11 protein-coding genes and 1 pseudogene are annotated in these 17,182 nt (G+C 68.0%); 3 read left to right on the top strand and 9 right to left on the bottom strand.

What is annotated here, in order from left to right:
- Window positions 1-33 precede the first annotated feature (33 nt).
- Window positions 34-1,686 (bottom strand): alpha/beta fold hydrolase, encoded by a 1,653-nt coding sequence (locus tag D472_RS0112175; RefSeq protein WP_017604763.1) that lies wholly within the window; start codon window positions 1,684-1,686, stop codon window positions 34-36.
- A gap of 156 nt (window positions 1,687-1,842) precedes the next feature.
- Here D472_RS0112175 and D472_RS0112170 point away from each other — a divergent pair, with 156 nt between their 5' ends.
- Window positions 1,843-2,307, top strand: coding sequence for an Lrp/AsnC family transcriptional regulator (locus D472_RS0112170; protein ID WP_017604762.1), 465 nt, complete (start codon window positions 1,843-1,845; stop codon window positions 2,305-2,307).
- 48 nt (window positions 2,308-2,355) lie between these two features.
- Here the strand turns inward: D472_RS0112170 and D472_RS0112165 are convergent, their stop codons facing one another.
- From D472_RS0112165 to dxr, 7 genes and pseudogenes are all read right to left on the bottom strand, one after another.
- Window positions 2,356-3,141 (bottom strand): sporulation protein, encoded by a 786-nt coding sequence (locus tag D472_RS0112165; RefSeq protein WP_017604761.1) that lies wholly within the window; start codon window positions 3,139-3,141, stop codon window positions 2,356-2,358.
- A gap of 235 nt (window positions 3,142-3,376) precedes the next feature.
- Window positions 3,377-5,086 carry a flavin monoamine oxidase family protein gene (locus tag D472_RS0112160; RefSeq protein ID WP_017604760.1) on the bottom strand — a complete coding sequence of 570 codons (1,710 nt, stop codon included), beginning with the start codon at window positions 5,084-5,086 and terminating at the stop codon, window positions 3,377-3,379.
- Window positions 5,087-5,132: 46 nt separating this feature from the next.
- Window positions 5,133-5,927 (bottom strand): carbon-nitrogen hydrolase family protein, encoded by a 795-nt coding sequence (locus D472_RS0112155; RefSeq protein ID WP_017604759.1) that lies wholly within the window; start codon window positions 5,925-5,927, stop codon window positions 5,133-5,135.
- Window positions 5,928-6,179: 252 nt separating this feature from the next.
- Entirely contained in the window at window positions 6,180-7,640 is a 1,461-nt protein-coding gene (locus D472_RS0112150; protein WP_017604758.1) for an amino acid permease, read from the bottom strand.
- Between the two features lie 434 nt (window positions 7,641-8,074).
- Window positions 8,075-9,229: a flavodoxin-dependent (E)-4-hydroxy-3-methylbut-2-enyl-diphosphate synthase gene (gene ispG, locus D472_RS0112145; protein WP_017604757.1), complete on the bottom strand. Its 1,155-nt coding sequence runs from the start codon at window positions 9,227-9,229 to the stop codon at window positions 8,075-8,077.
- 289 nt (window positions 9,230-9,518) lie between these two features.
- A pseudogene (locus D472_RS26740) lies at window positions 9,519-10,891 on the bottom strand (M50 family metallopeptidase).
- A gap of 27 nt (window positions 10,892-10,918) precedes the next feature.
- Window positions 10,919-12,121 (bottom strand): 1-deoxy-D-xylulose-5-phosphate reductoisomerase, encoded by a 1,203-nt coding sequence (gene dxr / locus D472_RS0112135; protein ID WP_026117613.1) that lies wholly within the window; start codon window positions 12,119-12,121, stop codon window positions 10,919-10,921.
- Between the two features lie 307 nt (window positions 12,122-12,428).
- Here dxr and D472_RS0112130 point away from each other — a divergent pair, with 307 nt between their 5' ends.
- Both D472_RS0112130 and D472_RS0112125 read left to right on the top strand, forming a co-directional pair.
- Entirely contained in the window at window positions 12,429-14,063 is a 1,635-nt protein-coding gene (locus D472_RS0112130) for a CocE/NonD family hydrolase (RefSeq protein ID WP_017604753.1), read from the top strand.
- A 239-nt stretch (window positions 14,064-14,302) separates the two neighbouring features.
- Window positions 14,303-15,388, top strand: a complete 1,086-nt coding sequence (locus tag D472_RS0112125) for a trypsin-like serine peptidase (protein ID WP_017604752.1) — start codon at window positions 14,303-14,305, stop codon at window positions 15,386-15,388.
- A 111-nt stretch (window positions 15,389-15,499) separates the two neighbouring features.
- Here the strand turns inward: D472_RS0112125 and D472_RS0112120 are convergent, their stop codons facing one another.
- The gene (locus tag D472_RS0112120) at window positions 15,500-16,924 is read right to left on the bottom strand and encodes an aldehyde dehydrogenase family protein (RefSeq protein WP_017604751.1); all 1,425 of its coding nucleotides are present in this window, start codon (window positions 16,922-16,924) and stop codon (window positions 15,500-15,502) included.
- Between the last annotated feature and the right edge of the window lie 258 nt (window positions 16,925-17,182).

Raw genomic sequence — 17,182 nt, 5'->3', positions numbered from 1 at the left:
TCGGGCCAAAGACGAATTCGCGCCGGTTACAGCCTATTCGACCGGTGCTTCGTACGCGGCAGGGTATTCCAGACCGATCGGTCCGAGACGGTCCACGGGTGTGGGGGACGTGCTCTGAGCCGTGCGTGGTTCGGGTTCGGCTCGCGCGTCACAGGTCAGGTCCGCTCCCCCGGCACCGCGTTCGGGCAGGGCACCCTCGCGTAGGTAGGCGACGACGACCTCGTCCACACAGGTGTTGCCGGTGAGCGCGACACCATGGGTGAGGCCGCCGTCCTCGATGACCAGGGACGAACCCGGCAGGCGCTCGCGCAGGGCGTAAGAACCCTCCACCGCGGTGGCGCCGTCATCGGTGGCGTGCACGATGAGTGCGTCGCCATCGTAGGCGGGGTGTTCGTCGACATCCTCACCGACCTGGAACCAGGGGGCCGATTCCCCGGGCCAGGTGGCACAGGGCGCATTGTACCAAATATTGTGCCAACCCATGAAGGGGGCGTCCTGATGGACCCCCCGCGCGTCGGCGTGCCAGCTCGCCCAGTCCCTGGGCCACTCGGCGTCGGTGCACTGGACCGCGAGGTAACCGCCGTAGCCGGGGTCGCTATCGGCGTCGTCGCCATAGTCCTGGTGCAGGGCCAGCAGCGGAGCGGCGTCACCACCGTTGATCCACGCGGCCAAGGCGGCGGCGACATCGGGCCAGGTGCGGCCACTGTAGGCGACGACGATGACGGCGCCCTCCAACTCGGTGGGACCGATCGTGTTCGCCACGGGACTTCGACGCAGTTCGACGCGCAGGTCGTAGTAGGCCTCGGTGACCTCGTCTCCCTCGGCGCCCAGGCCGTAGGTGGCGTCGTGACGGGCGACCCAATCGAAGAAGTTGCCGGCGGCGCGGTCCAACGCGCGGCTCTGGAGGAGATTGCTCTCGTACCAGGGACGGTTCGGGTCGACGACGCTGTCCAGGACCAGGGCGCGCACCCGGTCGGGGTAGAGGGAGCCGTAGACGGTGCCGAGGTAGCTGCCATAGGAATAACCCAGGTAGTCGACCCGGTCGAGGCCGAGGGCGACCCGGATGGCGTCCAGGTCGTGGGCGGTGTCCTCGGTGCGCATGTGATCCAGGATCGGCCCGGCGTTCTGCCCGCAGGCTTGAGCGTAGGCCTCGGCGTCGGCGCGCAGGGCCTCCTCCTCGGCGGCGTCGGCGGGGACGGTGTCCTTGCGGACGGGAGTGAAGAAGCCGGGGTCACAGGTGATGGCCGGTGTGGAGGCTCCCATTCCACGTGGGTCGAAGGCGACCACGTCGTAGATCTCACGGAGTTCGGCGGGCATCCGCAAGTGGGTGTGGGAGGCCCACTGACGGCCAGGACTCCCGGGCCCGCCCGGGTTGACCAGGATGGTGTGCTCGGCGGTGCCGGTGGCGGGCACTCGGGAGAGCGCGATCCGGACGGTCTGGTCGAGGTCACGGGGATCATCGGCGTCGGTGCCCCGGACCATGGGGACGGTGAGGGTGGCGCATTCGAGGTTTTCGCCCTGGACCGGTTCGAGGTCCGCGCAGGGACTCCAGTCCAAGGCTCTCTGATCGATGCGAGTGGTGGGTGCGGCCGGTGACCCCGCCGGCGTGGCCTGGGCGGGTGGCGGCGCCATCAGGGAGGCCAGAAGGATCCCGCCACCGCAGAAGGCGACCCATCGTGTGCCCATACGTGCCCGCACTCATCCACCCCTCGCTCACCGACCCGACCTTCCATGCATTCTGGTCGTTACCCTGCGTGACGCAAGGAAGCGACACGGGCCTCGTCCAGGCACTCCAGCGGTAGCATGTGGCCTGGCCGGAACATACATAGACGAAGGGGAACAATGCGTCTGGATCGCGTCGATGAGCGGATCATCGCGATACTCGGCGCGGACGCGCGGACGAGTTTCGCCGAGATCGGCGGCGAGGTCGGGCTCAGCCCTTCGGCGGTCAAACGCCGTGTCGACCGACTGATCGAATCGGGGGCGGTGCGCGGTTTCACCGTGGTCGTCGAACCCCAGGCGATCGGCTGGACCACCGAGGCGTTCATCGAGCTGTATTGTCGCGCGCGCACCTCCCCCACCGAGATCCGCAAGGGCCTGGCCGGCTACCCGGAGGTCACCTCGGCGTGTACCGTCACCGGCGACGCCGACGCCATCGTGCAGGTACGCGCCCGCGACACCCGCCACCTGGAAGAGGTCATCGAGCGCATCGGCGCCGAACACTTCGTGGTGCGCACCAAGAGCACCCTGGTGCTGTCCCGGCTGGTCGACCAGCCCATCCTCGCCGGCGCCGCCGACGTGTCCTAGGAACACGGAAGCGGGCCCAAGAGCACGGACTCCCGGGCCCCACCAAGGTCAGAACAGGTCTCTACGTCCGGCCAGGGAGTCGATCCACTGGTGCAGGTGACCCGTCCAGTCGTATCCGGCGCCATCGTGGTGACTCACGCTGAAGCGGTGGTAGGTGTCGCGCCCCTCGGAGAAGAGCAGGCCCGGCTTCTTGTCGAGCTCCAGCACCACGTCCAGGCCGTGCTCGTCGGTGACCATGGACAACTCCAACTCGTTCAGGCCCCGATAGCGTCCCGGCGAGCGGAACTCGATCTCCTGGTAGAAGGGCAGCCGCTGCCGGGTCCTCGCGAGGCGGCCCCGTTCCAAGTCGGCGTGCTCGAAGGTGAACCCCAGACCAAGCAGTGAGTCCAGGACGGCGACCTGCGCGGGAAGGGGTTCGATGCCCACCGGGTCCAAGTCACCGGGGTCGACCGCGTTCGCCACGTGCAAACGGGTGTTCACACCGAGGTTCATGCCACGCAGCCGACGACCACGGTGAGCGGTGATGGGGGTCTCCCAAGGCACGAAGAGTTCGAAGGGCACCTGGAAGCGCTGTCCGGGCACGAGGGTCACGCCCTCGCCCAGGCGTACCCGATGGAACTCCACGTCGTTTTCGACCTCATGGTCCCCCACCTCGGTCTCGACCCGGCCCTGGAGGCCGACCGTGAGCTGTTCGACCCGCTGCTCCACGTCACCGCCCTCGATGACGACGGTGCCCCGCAGGAAACCACCGGGAACGGCCACGGAGGAGGTCAGGGAGGTTTCCACCGAGGCTCCACCGATTCCGATGCCGGCGAGCAGGCGTTTGATGACCATGATGTTTTCTCTTCCCGGTGATACCTGGCTGAGGATGGCGGGCTCAGCGGCGCCTCGGGGAGGGTTTTCAGGAGACGTCGGCAGTGGCGAGCGACCGCTCAGGGAATCTACCGCAAGGCGATGGGCGAAGTTCCTCCCGATGCCGTTTCGCCGGACCGCCGCTACACGAAGAGGGCCCTGGAGCGCGTCGTGGAAGAACCCGCACCGGGGCCTCTTCGTCGGATGGCTTGGCGGGTCAGTCCTCGGGCAGGGCGACCGGGGCCAGTTCGTCGAAACGGTCGCCCGGGCCCGGGTTGGTCGGGTCGGTCGCGCCACCGAAGTGGTGCATGACGCCCCACACCGCGTTGAGGGCGGTCTGGACCGCACCCTCGGCCCAGCCGGCCGTCCAGGAGATGTCGTCGCCGGCCAGGAACAGACCGCGGTGTCGCTCGGCCAGGTCATCTTGGCGGAAGTGGGTGAACAGCCGCCGCTGGTACCGATAGTGGCCGGGCAGGTTGGCCTTGAAGGCGCCCATGAAGTAGGGCTCGTCCTCCCACGAGATCGTGACCGGGTCACCGGTGATGTGCGAACGGATGTCCACACCCGGGTAGATCTTGCCCAGGGAGGCCAGCATGACCTCCATGCGCTCGTTGGCGGACAACGGCAACCACTTGAGCGAGTCGTCGCACCAGGTGTACGACATGCAGATCGCGGCGGGTCCGTCCGGGTCCTGACCCTCCAGCAGGTAGGTGCCCCGGGTCATGCGGTCGGTGAGCGTCATGCTCATCAGGTCCCGGCCGGTCTCGGGGTCCTTGTCCCGCCAAAAGGCACGATCCACCGGCACGAACAGCTTCGAGGACTCCATGTAGTGGGTGCGTTCGAGGGCGTTCCAGTGCTCGATGGGCAACAGGTCCTCGTCGCAATCGATCTTGGACAACAGCGCCCAGGACTGCGCGGTGAACACCGCCGTCGGGTAGGTGCGCGTGGAGCCGGAGGCGTCGGTGACGGTGATGTTGCCCCCTGGACGCCCCTTGGCGGCCGTGCGACGCAGCGCCGTCACCGCCGGAAGGGGCCCCTCCTCGTGCAGCGAGGCCAGGGAGGTGCCCTGTGCCCAGTGCACGAGCTTGTCCGGGGCGTCCTCCCACAGGCGCCGAGGCAGTTGGTCCACTCCGCCGACGATGCCCATGTGGTCGTCGTCCGCGCCGGTGTAGGTGACCCTCAAGATCTCCAGGATGGAGTTGGGGAAGTCGGTGTCCCAACCACCGGTGCCAAAGCCCACCTGGCCGAAGATCTCCCGCTTGCGGAAGGAGGAGAAGCCCGGTGACTCGCACAGGAAGCCGTAGAAGGTCTGGTCGTCCAGGCTCTCCACCAACCGGTTCCAGATCTCCTTCTGGGTGGCGACGTCGCGTTCACGAATCGCCTTTTGCATACGGGTGTGCTCGACGCTCTCCAGGGTCTGGTCCCAGGCCCGGGCGACCTCCCGGTAGATCTCGGGCAGGTCGTCCAGTTCGGTGGCGTAGTGCGTCCGGCCCTTGAGGTCGACGACGGTGCTCGGAGTCGCCGGGGAGAGCGGATTGGGAAAGGCGCTGGTGCGTAGACCCACCCGGTCCACGTAATGCCAGAAGGCGGTGGAGGACGGGGGGAAACGCATGGCGCCCATCTCGGCGACCACGTCGTCGGGACCGCCGCCCATGCGTTCGGTACGCAACCGACCGCCGATCCGGTCGGCCTCGTACACCACCGGCTTCAGCCCCATCTTCATGAGCTCGTAGGCGGTGACGACACCGGAGAGGCCACCACCGATCACCGCGACCTCGGTGCCGTGGTATCGGGCGGGCACCTGGCCCAACCCGGCCGGGTGGGCCAGGTAGGCGTCATAGGCGAACGGAAAGTCGGGCCCGCACATGTTCAGGGGCCGATCTCCCTGATCGGTGGTACCGGCGGACGTGGGCACGGCGGACGTCATGAAGGCCCTCCTTCGCTAGGACTGGAACGTGAGGTGGGAGGCGGTTTCAGTGGCCGTAGAGGTCGGCTCGACGATCGTCCAGGTAGGACAGTTCGGCCCGGACGGCCTCGGTGGCACTCGGATCGACCTCGCCGATCAGCAGCTCCTCGGTGGGACCGGCCCGGAGCAGCTCGGTACCGTCCGGACCGACCAGGGTGCTCAGCCCGACGTAATCGAGGTCGCCCTCGCCGTCACAGCGGTTCACGTAGGCCAGGTGGATCTGGTTCTCCATGGCCCGGGCCGGGACCAGGAGCGTCGAGATCGAGGTGTTGGGCGCCATGAGGCCGGTGGGCACGAGCAGGAACGTGGTCCCGGCCAGGGCGTGCGCCCGCACCGTCTCAGGGAACTCCACGTCATAGCAGATCAGGAAGCCGAGTCGGTGGCCCTCGAAATCGACCTGGACGGGCAGGTCGGCGCCTGGGGCGAAGAGGCCTCGGTCCAGGTCTTTGAACAGGTGGGTCTTGCGGTAGAGCGCGCGGGAGGACCCCGTGGTGTCCACGAGTCGGATCGCGTTGTAGATCCGCCCGTCGGCGAGTTCGGGGAAGCCGTAGACCACGGCCACACCGGTGTCGACGGCGATCCGGGCCACCGCTTCATAGAGAGGCCCGTCCTCGGGTTCGGCGAGTTCTCGAACCCGCTCCCCGATGTTGTATCCGGTCAGGGACATCTCCGGGCCCACGAGGAGGGTGGCGCCGGCGGCTGCGGCCGCCCGAGCCCTGTCCCGAAGCCGGGTGAGGGCGGAGGCGGTGTCGCCACTGCGTCCCGTGCCCTGGTCGAGGGCCACTCTCAGTGGTGCGGGCATCGCTCCTCCTCCCTGGCGGATCGCCATCTATCCGCGTCCACTCTAGGGGGACGAAGGCGTCGAAAACATGCGAAAAAGAAGCGTTCTGTTGCGAGTTTGTCGGGGACCAGAGCCGATCGTTGCGTCTACGCGCACTCGCGCGGCCGCCCCCACTCCTCCCCTGCGGGAGCACGCGGGCGGGCCCGGGACGCCCGGTCCGCCCGCGTTCGGATCACCGCCCTCGGAACGTCCGACCCACGGCACGTACACGAATCAGGCTCGTGCTTCGACCATGGGTTCGGTCTCCAGCACGGAACGGCGCATGCCGTAGCCGAAGTAGACGGCCAAGCCCAACACCGACCAGAGACCGAAGCTTATCCACACGCTCAACGACATGCTGAACATGAGGTAGGCACAGGCCAGGACGCCCAGGAGCGGGGTCATCGGGGCACCGGGCATCCGGAAGGCCCTGGGGAGTTCGGGACGGGAGCGGCGCAACACCAGGACGGCGACGTTGACCAGGGCGAAGGCGAACAGTGTGCCGATCGCGGTGGCGTCGGCGAGCGGACCGAGAGGGATGAAGGCGGCCGGCAAGGCGATGAACACCGAGGTGATGACGGTGTTGGCGCGGGGGGTGCCCTTGGCGTCGACCCTGGAGAAGACCTTGGGGATGAGACCGTCGCGCGACATCGCGTAGAGGATGCGGGTCTGGCTGTAGAGGACCACCAGCACCACACTGGCCAGGGCCAGGACCGCCCCGGCGGCGAAGACGATGGCCCAGATCGGGGTACCGGTGACCACGGTCAGGATCCCGGCCAACGAGGTCCGACCCTCGGCGAACTCGGTCCACTCCAGGGCACCCACGGCGCTGAAGGCCACCAGGCAGTAGATCGCGGTGACCACGATCATGGAGAACATGATGGCGCGTGGCAGGTCGCGCTGCGGATTCTTGGCCTCCTCACTGGCCGTGGACGCGGAGTCGAAGCCGATGTAGGAGAAGAACAGGGTGGCGCCCGCGGCGGAGACGCCGGCCATGCCCATCGGCATGAAGGGGGCGAAGTTGCCGTCCTGGACGGCGGTGAAGGCGATGACCACGAACATGAGCAGGACCGCGACCTTGATGACCACCATGACGGCGTTGGCACGGGTACTCTCGCGGACGCCGGCGAGCAGGGCGAACATCGACAGCAGGACCACGGTGGCGGCGGGCAGGTTGACCAGACCGCCCTCCAAGGGTCCGACCAGGAACGTGGCGGGCAACGACAACCCGGTGGTCAGGTGTAGCAGTTCATTGATGTACTGCCCCCAGCCGACGCCCACCGCGGCCACGGAGACCCCGTAGGTGAGCATCAGGCACCAGCCGCACACCCAGGCCATGAACTCGCCCATGGTGGCGTAGGAGTACGAGTAAGCGGATCCGGAGGCGGGGATCATTCCCGCCATCTCCGCGTAGGCCAGCGCGGAGAACAGTGCGGTGACACCGGCCAGGACGAACGCGAGGACGACGGCGGGGCCGGCGACGGGGACCGCCTCACCGAGGACGACGAAGATGCCGGTGCCCAGGGTCGCGCCGATGCCGATCATGGACAGCTGCCAAAAACCCATGGTACGGCGCAATCCGTGCCCGTTTTCGGTCTCCGCCATCAGTTTCTCGACCGGCTTGCGCCGGGACAGGCGCTGACCGAGTGTGGGAACGCCCGCGCTCACCTGCGCGGGCGTCTTCTGCTCCAGCACGAATCGACTCCTCGACGTTCTACGAATGAGCACGGCGAAGGGCACTCCTCGACGGAGGAGCGCCCGTGATATTCCCCAGGCAACGTTAATGGTGTTGCCTGAGTAACATGACCCACATTCATTGCGTTTGTCTGGTTTATCAGCAGGAGTCGCGCAGACCGACGCAAGAAACACACGGAAGGTCACGCCGTGTGGTGTGGCCTTCCGTGGTCCTCCTCGCCTGGCCCGCGACGTGGCTTCGGGACCCGTCCCTCCCGTGGAATCCGCGGAGCGCCCAAAGGTCCACTCCCACCTCACCGGAGCCCGGCCACAGGAGGGTTCCCGACACGGGAAGACCCGGACACACGCAAGGGGGAGCCCGGTACGTGGCCGGACTCCCCCTGCCGAAGGACTCCTTCCCCGAACCCCTTGGGGCGGGGTGGCGAGAAAAGGCGTCAGCCGGTGATGGACACGCTGGGCTCGCCCTCGACCCCGGCCTCGCCCATCTCCTCGGCGATGCGCATGGCCTCCTCGATGAGGGTCTCCACGATCTTGGCCTCGGGGACGGTCTTGATGACCTCTCCCTTGACGAAGATCTGGCCCTTGCCGTTGCCCGAGGCCACACCCAGGTCTGCGTCGCGCGCCTCACCCGGACCGTTGACGACGCAGCCCATGACGGCCACGCGCAGCGGCACCTCCATGCCCTCCAGACCGGCCGTGACCTCGTCCGCCAGCTTGTAGACGTCCACCTGGGCGCGTCCACAGCTCGGGCAGGACACGATCTCCAGGCCACGCTCCCGCAGGCCCAGCGACTCCAGGATCTGGTTGCCGACCTTGACCTCCTCGGCCGGCGGGGCCGACAGTGAGACCCGGATGGTGTCACCGATGCCCTCCGCCAGCAGCGCTCCGAAGGCCACCGAGGACTTGATGGTGCCCTGGAAGGCCGGTCCGGCCTCGGTCACGCCCAGGTGCAGCGGGTAGTCGCAGGACTCGGCCAGCAACCGGTAGGCGTTGACCATGACGACGGGGTCGTTGTGCTTGACGGAGATCTTGATGTCGCGGAAACCGTGCTCCTCGAACAAAGAGCACTCCCACAGCGCCGACTCCACCAAGGCTTCGGGGGTGGCCTTGCCGTACTTGGCGAGCAGACGTTTGTCCAGCGAGCCGGCGTTGACGCCGATACGGATCGGGGTGCCCACTTCACCCGCGGCCTTGGCGATCTCGGCGACCTTGTCGTCGAACTTCTTGATGTTGCCCGGGTTGACGCGCACCGCGGCGCAGCCGGCGTCGATGGCCTGGAAGACGTACTTGGGCTGGAAGTGGATGTCCGCGATCACCGGGATCTGCGACTTCTTGGCGATGACCGCCAATGCGTCGGCGTCGTCGTTGGTGGGCACGGCCACCCGAACGATCTGGCAGCCCGAGGCGGTGAGTTCGGCGATCTGCTGCAGGGTGGCGTTGATGTCGGAGGTGCGGGTGGTCGTCATCGACTGCACGGACACCGGGGCGTCCCCGCCCACGGGGACGTCGCCGACCATGATCTGCCGCGTCTTGCGCCGGGTCGCCAGTGGGCGCGGCGGGGTGGCGGGGATACCGAGATCGACGGTCACGCTTGATTCACCTCGTCTGCCGCCGGCAGGGGGCGGCACTTGATGTCACGGTTCGTGAGGAAGAGCGCCGCAGCGGCGGCGGATCCGCGTTCGGGCGCTCCGTTCGCTCGGTCAAGGCCGGGCCGCGGTCCCCGCAACGCGTGCTCAAGGTTACCCGCCCCCGAGCCGCCACTCGGCCGTTCGTGGCCCCACTCACAGCGGTTCGTCCCTCCAGGCCCGCTGATCGCCGTGCACCGCGCCCCGCGCACCCGGCCCCGCGAGGGGCGGGCCGGGCGCGCGGGGCGGCCGGTCAGCCGAACAGCAGGACCGGGTTGACCAGATCGGCCACGAGCAGGATGACGCTGAACACCAGGAAACAGGCCACCACGACATAGGCCACCGGGGTCAGGAGCGCGATGTCCACCGGTCCCGGGTCGGGCCGCCGGAACAACCGCGCGGTCCACCTCTTGATCGACTCCCAAATGGCTCCGGCGATGTGTCCACCGTCCAGCGGCAGGATCGGCACCATGTTGAAGGCGAACAGGAAGAAGTTGACCCCCGCCAGGATGCTGATCATCAGCGCCGCCGTGTCCACCACCGGCAGGCCTTGCGACATGATCTCACCGCCGATCCGGGAGATACCGACGATGCCCACGGGCGAGTCCTCGGTGCGCTGCTCGCCCAGGAAGGCGGCACCGAACACCTCGGGAACCCGGCCTGGCAGGTTGATGATCGCTCGACCGACGTTGACCAACATCTCGCCCACCTCGCCGGTGGTCTCCGCCACGGTGAGGGTCTCCCGCTCCTGAGCGAAGTAGATACCCAGGAAGCCCACCGTCTCGACCTCGGGGACGCGGCGCCCCCTGTCGTCGTAGACGTTGTCGCCGCGCTCGTCGGTGGCGTAGACGAGCGCGCCGGACTCGTCGCGCGCCGGCAATTCGTTCTGGATGACGTCGACCGTGGTGGTGAAGCGCTCCCCGTCGCGTTCGACACCGAACTCGGTGGGGCCGTCCGNGGGGGCCCGCCCGCCACTCGGATCTCGCGGCTGGCATCGGCCCACTCCGGGGTGGGGGTGCCGGCCACGGAGACGATGACGTCACCGGGGAGCAGGCCCGCCTCCAGGGCGGGGGTGGGCGGCAGGTCGTCGGTGCACTCGGTGATGGAGGTGCCCTCGGGTGCCACGCACTCGCTGACCGCCCCGATCTCGGTGGTGTCCTGGTAGACACCGATGCCCATGAAGAGCACCGCGAGCAGGATGATGCCCAGGATCAGGTTCATGCCCGGGCCGGCGAACATGACGATCAGGCGCTTCCAGGGAGAACGCTGGTAGAACTGGCGGTCCTGGTCCTGGGGCCCCAGCTCCACGTAGGAGGCCTCGCGGGCGTCCTCGGCCATGGCCCGCCACCGGGACATCTTGCGGGAACCGTCGTCCTCGGTGCGTTTGGCCGGAGGCAACATCCCCACCATGCGCACGAAACCACCCAGTGGCACCGCCTTGATCCCGTACTCGGTCTCACCTCGGCGCGTCGACCACAGGGTCTTACCGAACCCGACCATGAACTCGGTGCACTTGATGCCGAACATCTTGGCCGTGGCCATGTGACCGAGTTCGTGCCAGGCGATCGAGAACAGCAAACCCAGGACGAGCAGGATGATCCCGACCACGGTCAGCAACACGACCATGTATCTCTCCTCAAGCCAGAGTTGTCCTCAGCCGTGGGCGAGCAGCTCGCGCGCGCGGATGCGGGCCCAGGTGTCGGCGGCGTACACGTCGTCCAGGGTCAGGGGTGCGGAACCCGAACCGTCCGTCCGCCGGTGTTCAGAGACTACCTGGGAGACGGTGTCCATGATCGCCGTAAAGGCGAGGTTTCCCCGGAGGAACGCGTCGACCGCCTCCTCGTTGGCCGCGTTGTAGACGGCCGGGGCGGTGCCCCCCACCGCGCCGACCTCGGCGGCCACGCGCACCGCCGGGAAGGCCTCGTGATCCAGTGGTTCGAAGGTCCAACTCTGGGCCCGGGTCCAATCCATGCCGGGAGCGGCGTCGGGGACCCGGTCGGGTGCGCTCATGCCGTAGGCGATGGGGATCATCATGCTGGGCGGGCTGGCCTTGGCCAGGGTGGTGCCGTCCACGTACTCGACCATGGAGTGCACGATCGACTGTGGGTGGACGACCACCTCGATGCGGTCGAAGGGGATGTCGAACAGCAGGTTCGCCTCGATCACCTCCAGCCCTTTGTTGACCAGGGTGGCGGAGTTGACCGTGATGACCGGGCCCATGCTCCAGGTGGGATGGTCGAGCGCCTGTTCCGGGGTGACCGCGGTCAGATCCTCGGCACGGCGCCCCCGGAAGGGGCCACCACTCGCGGTGACGACCAGCCGGCGCACCTGGGACGTTCGTGCGTGCACCAGCCCTTGGGCGAGACCGGTGAGTTCCCCTTGCGGTCGGTGTGGGAAGCACTGAGCGATGGCGTAGTGCTCGGAATCGACCGGGACGATCTGACCGGGTTCGGCCAACTCCCGTACCAATGGACCACCGATGATGAGCGATTCCTTGTTGGCCAGGGCCAAGGTGGCTCCGGAGCGTAGCGCGGCGAGGGTGGACTCCAGCCCCAGAGCGCCGGTGATGCCGTTGAGCACGACATCGCAGGAGGTTCCGGCGAGCGCCGCCACGCCCTCGGCCCCGGGAAGCACCTCGGGTGTGGCGCCCTGTTCGGCCAGCAGGCGGCCGAGCTCGGCGGCGCGCGCGGGGTCGGCCACGGCCACGCGTTCGACACCGAGCTGGACGGCCTGCTTGGCCAGCAGGTCCGTGCGGCCACCGCCCGCGGCCAGACCCACCACGCGGAAACGCTCCGGGTTGCGTTGGACCAGGTCGATGGCCTGGGTCCCGATGGACCCGGTGGACCCGAGGATCACCACTGTTCGTTGCTGTTCTTCTCGCACCGTCCCATTGTCACCCAACCCGACGACCGCTGCCGAAGGCCTGTGGAGGACCCCTGCGCCAGGTCGGGTTCGATGGCCCGAATCCCCGAGTCGAAAGGGGTTCGGGAACGCCCAGGTCTTTACAGGGTCTTGGAGATCGTCTAACTTTACCGGCAAGTAAGTTACGCCACAGTAGGAAGAGAGACCACTCACCGTCGGGCGAACCGCCCCCCGACGACCACCGATGGTGACGGCGCGAACCCATCGGGACCTCCCCGCCCCTTTTCTTCGAGGTTTCGCAATGACCCCCACCCCCGCACGCGCCCCCTTCGGCGTGCTCCCCCGCATTCTGTCCGTTCTCGTGGCGTCCGTTCTCTCCGCCGCCCTGTTGTCTCCCGCCCCCGCGTCCGCCCAGAGCATCGGCTCGACCATCGGCTACGAGACCATCGTCAGCCATGACGGAACCGAACTGAAGGCCAAGGTCATCACCCCCACCGGGGTCGAGGGCCCGCACCCGCTGTTGGTCATGCCGGCCGCCTGGGGCACCCCCCACCTCCTCTACGTCGGCGCCGCCAAGAAGATGGCGGAAACCTCCGGTTACCAGGTCGTGGCCTATTCCTCACGCGGCTTTTGGGATTCCGGCGGCGGTATCGAGGTAGCCGGCCCCGAGGACCTGGCCGACGCCAGTGCCGTCATCGACTGGGCCTTGGACAACACCGACGCCGATCCCGATCGCATCGGCATGGCCGGCATCTCCTACGGAGCGGGCATCAGCCTCCTCACCGCCGCCCAGGACGACCGGGTCAAGGCCGTCGGTGCCATGAGCGGCTGGGCCGACCTGGAGGCCTCGCTCTACCCCAACGAGACCATCGACGTGCAGTCCGCCGAACTGCTGCTCCTGGCCGGCAACCTGGTCGGACGGCCCGGCGAGAAGCTCCGGGAGATCGAGCGCGAGTACCGCAAGGGCAACGTCGAGCCCATCCTGGAACTCTCCCCGGAACGCTCCGCCGCCACCAAGGTGGACCAACTCAACGCCAACGGGACCGCCATCATGATGGCGCACGGCTGGAACGACGGCATGTTCCCGGTCGGACACATCGCCGACTTCTACGAGGAACTCGATGGTCCCAAGCGCTTGATGTTCGCTCCCGGCGACCACGCCACATCCGAGGCCTTCGGCGCACTCGGCCTGCCCAACGAGGTCTGGGAGGACCTGGCACGCTGGTTCGATCACCACCTCAAGGATGAGGACAACGGAATCGACGCCGAGGCCCCCGTGCACCTCAAGCCCAACAACGGACGTGGCGCGTGGACCTCGCACGCCGACTGGCCGTCGGTGACCACGGGCACCGACGAGTACTTCCTCGCCGAGCCCAGCAAGAACTGGCTGCGTTGGCAGAGCTCCGGAGCGATGGAGACCGAACCCGCGACCGGCTGGGACTATGACTTCCGCACCGGAATCAACACCCCCGCCGACAGTGGCACCGTCATGCTCACCGGTGCGCTCCAACAATTCTTCGACGTGCCCACGGGCGTGCTACTGCCCACCGTGGACCGACACCGCGCGGCCGTGTGGACCAGCCCCGCCTACCCCGAGGGCGTCCGTGTGGCGGGCACCCCGGAGGTGACGTTCACGGTCACCCCGTCCGCCACCGACCAGTCGGTGTTCGTGTACCTGTACGCGATCAATTCCCGGGGCACCGGTTCCCTGGTGAGCCACGCCCCCTACACCCTGCGCGGCACCACCCCGGGCGAACCCGTGACGGTGGAGACCGAACTGTCGTCGGTGGTGTGGGACGTCCCCGCAGGCCACCGGCTGGCCGTGGTGGTGGACAGTCGCGACGCGCGCTACTCGGGTGAGAGCCGCATCGGCGACCGTGTCGAGGTGGCCTCTCCCGAGGACGCCCCCGCCCGGGTGACCATCCCGCTCGGCTGATCCTTCCCTCGGGCTCCGGTCCGGGTCGCACGGCACCGGAGCCTTCAAAAACCGGTGGCCGGTCGACTTCTCTCCGGCGAAGTCGACCGGCCACCTCACAAGGGTTGTGCCGTGGGCGTGGACATCGGCCCTCCTCGAAGGCACCGAACCACCCTCCCGAACGGGCTTGGTTCCCGAAAGTTCAGCGACACAAACTAAAAGTAGTCAAATAATTACCGCCAGTGTGCAAAGATCGGGCCATGACCTCGCCCACCGCATACAAGGTCCTCACCCCGCTGGCCGCCCTCATGGTCGCCTTCGCGGGGGCGGCGATCATCGACAAGCTCCCGGCACCCACAGCCGCGCTCACCCAGGCCGTCCACACCACCGACTCCGAGGCCACGGCTCCGGACCAGACGCCGGTCCGATCGTCCCAGGCCTCCCTCACCCGAGTGGACGGGGCCGTCCACCAGGTGGGGGCGATCACCCAGGCCCAGAACGCCGAGGTCCTCGCCTACTGGACCGACGAACGGATGGCCACCGCGCGCCCCATCTCCGACCTTATCGATTCCACCCTCGATCTCACCGGTTCCTCCCTCTTCCCCGCCCCTGAGGACCAGGAGGTGGAATGGCAGGTCTCCCGACCCGACAGCGCCGGCGAGCGTTGGACCGGTGGCGGGCTGGTCGCCCGCACCACCGGCAAGGTGTACCTGACCCTGGACGGGCGCGACTTCACGTGTTCGGCGTCGGTGGTGGACTCGGCCAACAGGAGCACCCTGGTCACCGCCGGCCACTGCGCCAAGGATGGTCGAGGTTCCTGGGCGCGCAACTGGACCTTCGTGCCGGGGCACTCGGCGGGGGGAAGCCCGCACGGTAAGTTCACCGCACGCGACCTGCTGGTCGCCCCGCAGTGGGCCGACCAGGCCGACGACAGCTACGACTTCGCGATGGTCGTACTGAACAAGGACGGCTCCGAGACCGCTCAGGACCGGGTCGGGTCCCAGCCGATCTCCTTCGATTCCTGGTCCCAGGCCCAGGTGGAACGAGGCGTGCAGGTGTACTCGTTCGGCTACCCGGCCTCCTCCCCTTACGACGGTGAGGACCTGCACTACTGCTCGGGCCGGACCACCCCCGACACCGGCGGCACCACCGCCAACGGGATGCGCTGCGCGATGACACAAGGGTCCAGTGGCGGGCCATGGTTCACCGACTTCGACTCCACCACCGGCCAGGGCACCATCTCCTCGGTGGTGAGCTTCAAGTACGCCGACGACCGCAACACCCAGTACGGTCCCCGATTCGGGGTAGAGGCCCAACGGCTCTTCGAGCGCGCCGAACGCCTGTAGCACCGATCGCTGAAGAGGATTCCCTCCTCACCGGGGGCGTGATCGTCCCCGACCACGGCCGGTGACCACCCTTCCCCTTGGGGTGGCCACCGGCCGTCCCCGTGCGGGCGTCTACAGATCGATACCGGTGAGGACCATGACGCGCTCCTCGCTCAGGTCGGTCATCGCGGCGCGCACGCCCTCCTTGCCCACACCGGAACCCTTGACTCCGCCGTAGGGCATTTGATCGGCGCGGAAGGTGGGAACGTCGCCGATGATCACACCACCGACCTCCAACTCCCGGTGGGCGCGGAAGGCGGTGGGCAGGTCCCGGGTGAACACGCCCGCCTGCAAGCCATAGTCGCTGTCGTTGACCGCGGCGAAGGCGGCGTCGGTGTCGGCGACCCGTTGAACCACCAGGACCGGGCCGAACACCTCCTGACGCACCACCCTGGCTTCGGAGGGAACGTCGACCAAGACGGTGGGCGCCATTGTCACACCGTCACGAGTGCCTCCGGTGAGCACACGAGCCCCGGCCTCGACCGCCTCGCCCACCCAGGAGAGCACCCGCTCGGCAGCCGCCTCGTCGATCATCGGACCCACGTCGGTCCCGGGGTCGGCGGGGTCACCGGTGCCGAGCGCCTCGACCTGCGCGACCAGGCGCGGCACGAAGGCGTCGTGCACGGTCTCGGTGACCACGACGCGCTGCACACCGATACACACCTGACCGGCCTGGCTGTTACCGAACAGCGCCACCCGTCGGGCGGCCCGGTCCAGATCGGCGTCGTCCAGCACCACGGCGGCGGCGTTACCGCCCAATTCCAAGATGAGGTGCTTGTGAGGGACCCGTCGCTGGATCTCCCAACCGAAGGCGCCACCGGTGAAGGACACCACGGGCAGACGATCGTCGGTGATCAACGCCGCGGCCGAGTCGTTGGGCATGGGCAACACCGACACCATGCCGCGGGGCAGGTCGGTCTCGGCGATGATCTCGCCCAGTAGCAGTGCCGTCATGGGGGTGGCCGGGGCGGGTTTGAGGATGATGGGCGCACCCACGGCGATCGCGGGTCCGATCTTGTGCGCGACCAGGTTGAGCGGGAAGTTGAACGGAGGGATGCCCAGGACCGGACCCTTGGGGACGCGACGGATCAGGGCCATGCGACCGACACCACCCGCATCGGTGTCCAAGCGCTGAAGCTCTCCACTGTCCCGACGGCTCTCTTCGGCCGCCCAGCGAAAGACCGAGACGGCGCGTCCGACCTCGGCCCGGGCCCACTTGATGGCCTTGCCGCTCTCGGCGGTGATCACCTGGGCGATCTCCTCGGCGCGCTCGGCCATCCGCCCGCAGACGTGGTCCAGAGCGGAGGCACGCACATGGGCGGGCAGGGCGGCGGCCTCGGCGGCGGCCGCGTGCGCGGCGGCCACGGCCTCCTCCACCTGCTCGGGGGTGGGAACGGAAACGGTGCCCACCGCCTCGCCGGTGTAGGGGTTGAGGATGGTCATCTCGGTGTCGCCGGTCGCGGCGGTGCCGGCCGACCAGAACGGGTGTGCGGTCATGTTCGCGACGCTAGACCCCCAGGGCTCGGCTCCGCCTTGTCCACCATCGCCAAAGCCCGGCACCACCTTGGCCACAATGGAGTATCGCGAGCCGTTGCGGACGCACGTCGACGACATGGACGTTCCGTGGGCCGACAAGCGGTACCTCCAGGAAGACGTCGACTGAACAACGCGGGAACGGTTCTTCGCCCAACCGGCTGGCGTTGAAGCAATCCTTGATACACAGTGGTGAGGGAGGGCTCTGTCGGCACGTTCGGT

Origin of the sequence: Nocardiopsis alkaliphila YIM 80379, from assembly GCF_000341005.1 — a bacterium.
GTDB classification, from domain to species: domain Bacteria; phylum Actinomycetota; class Actinomycetes; order Streptosporangiales; family Streptosporangiaceae; genus Nocardiopsis; species Nocardiopsis alkaliphila.
The sequence above is the reverse complement of the archived record's forward strand: the minus strand, read 5'-3'. Positions and strand labels throughout refer to the sequence as shown.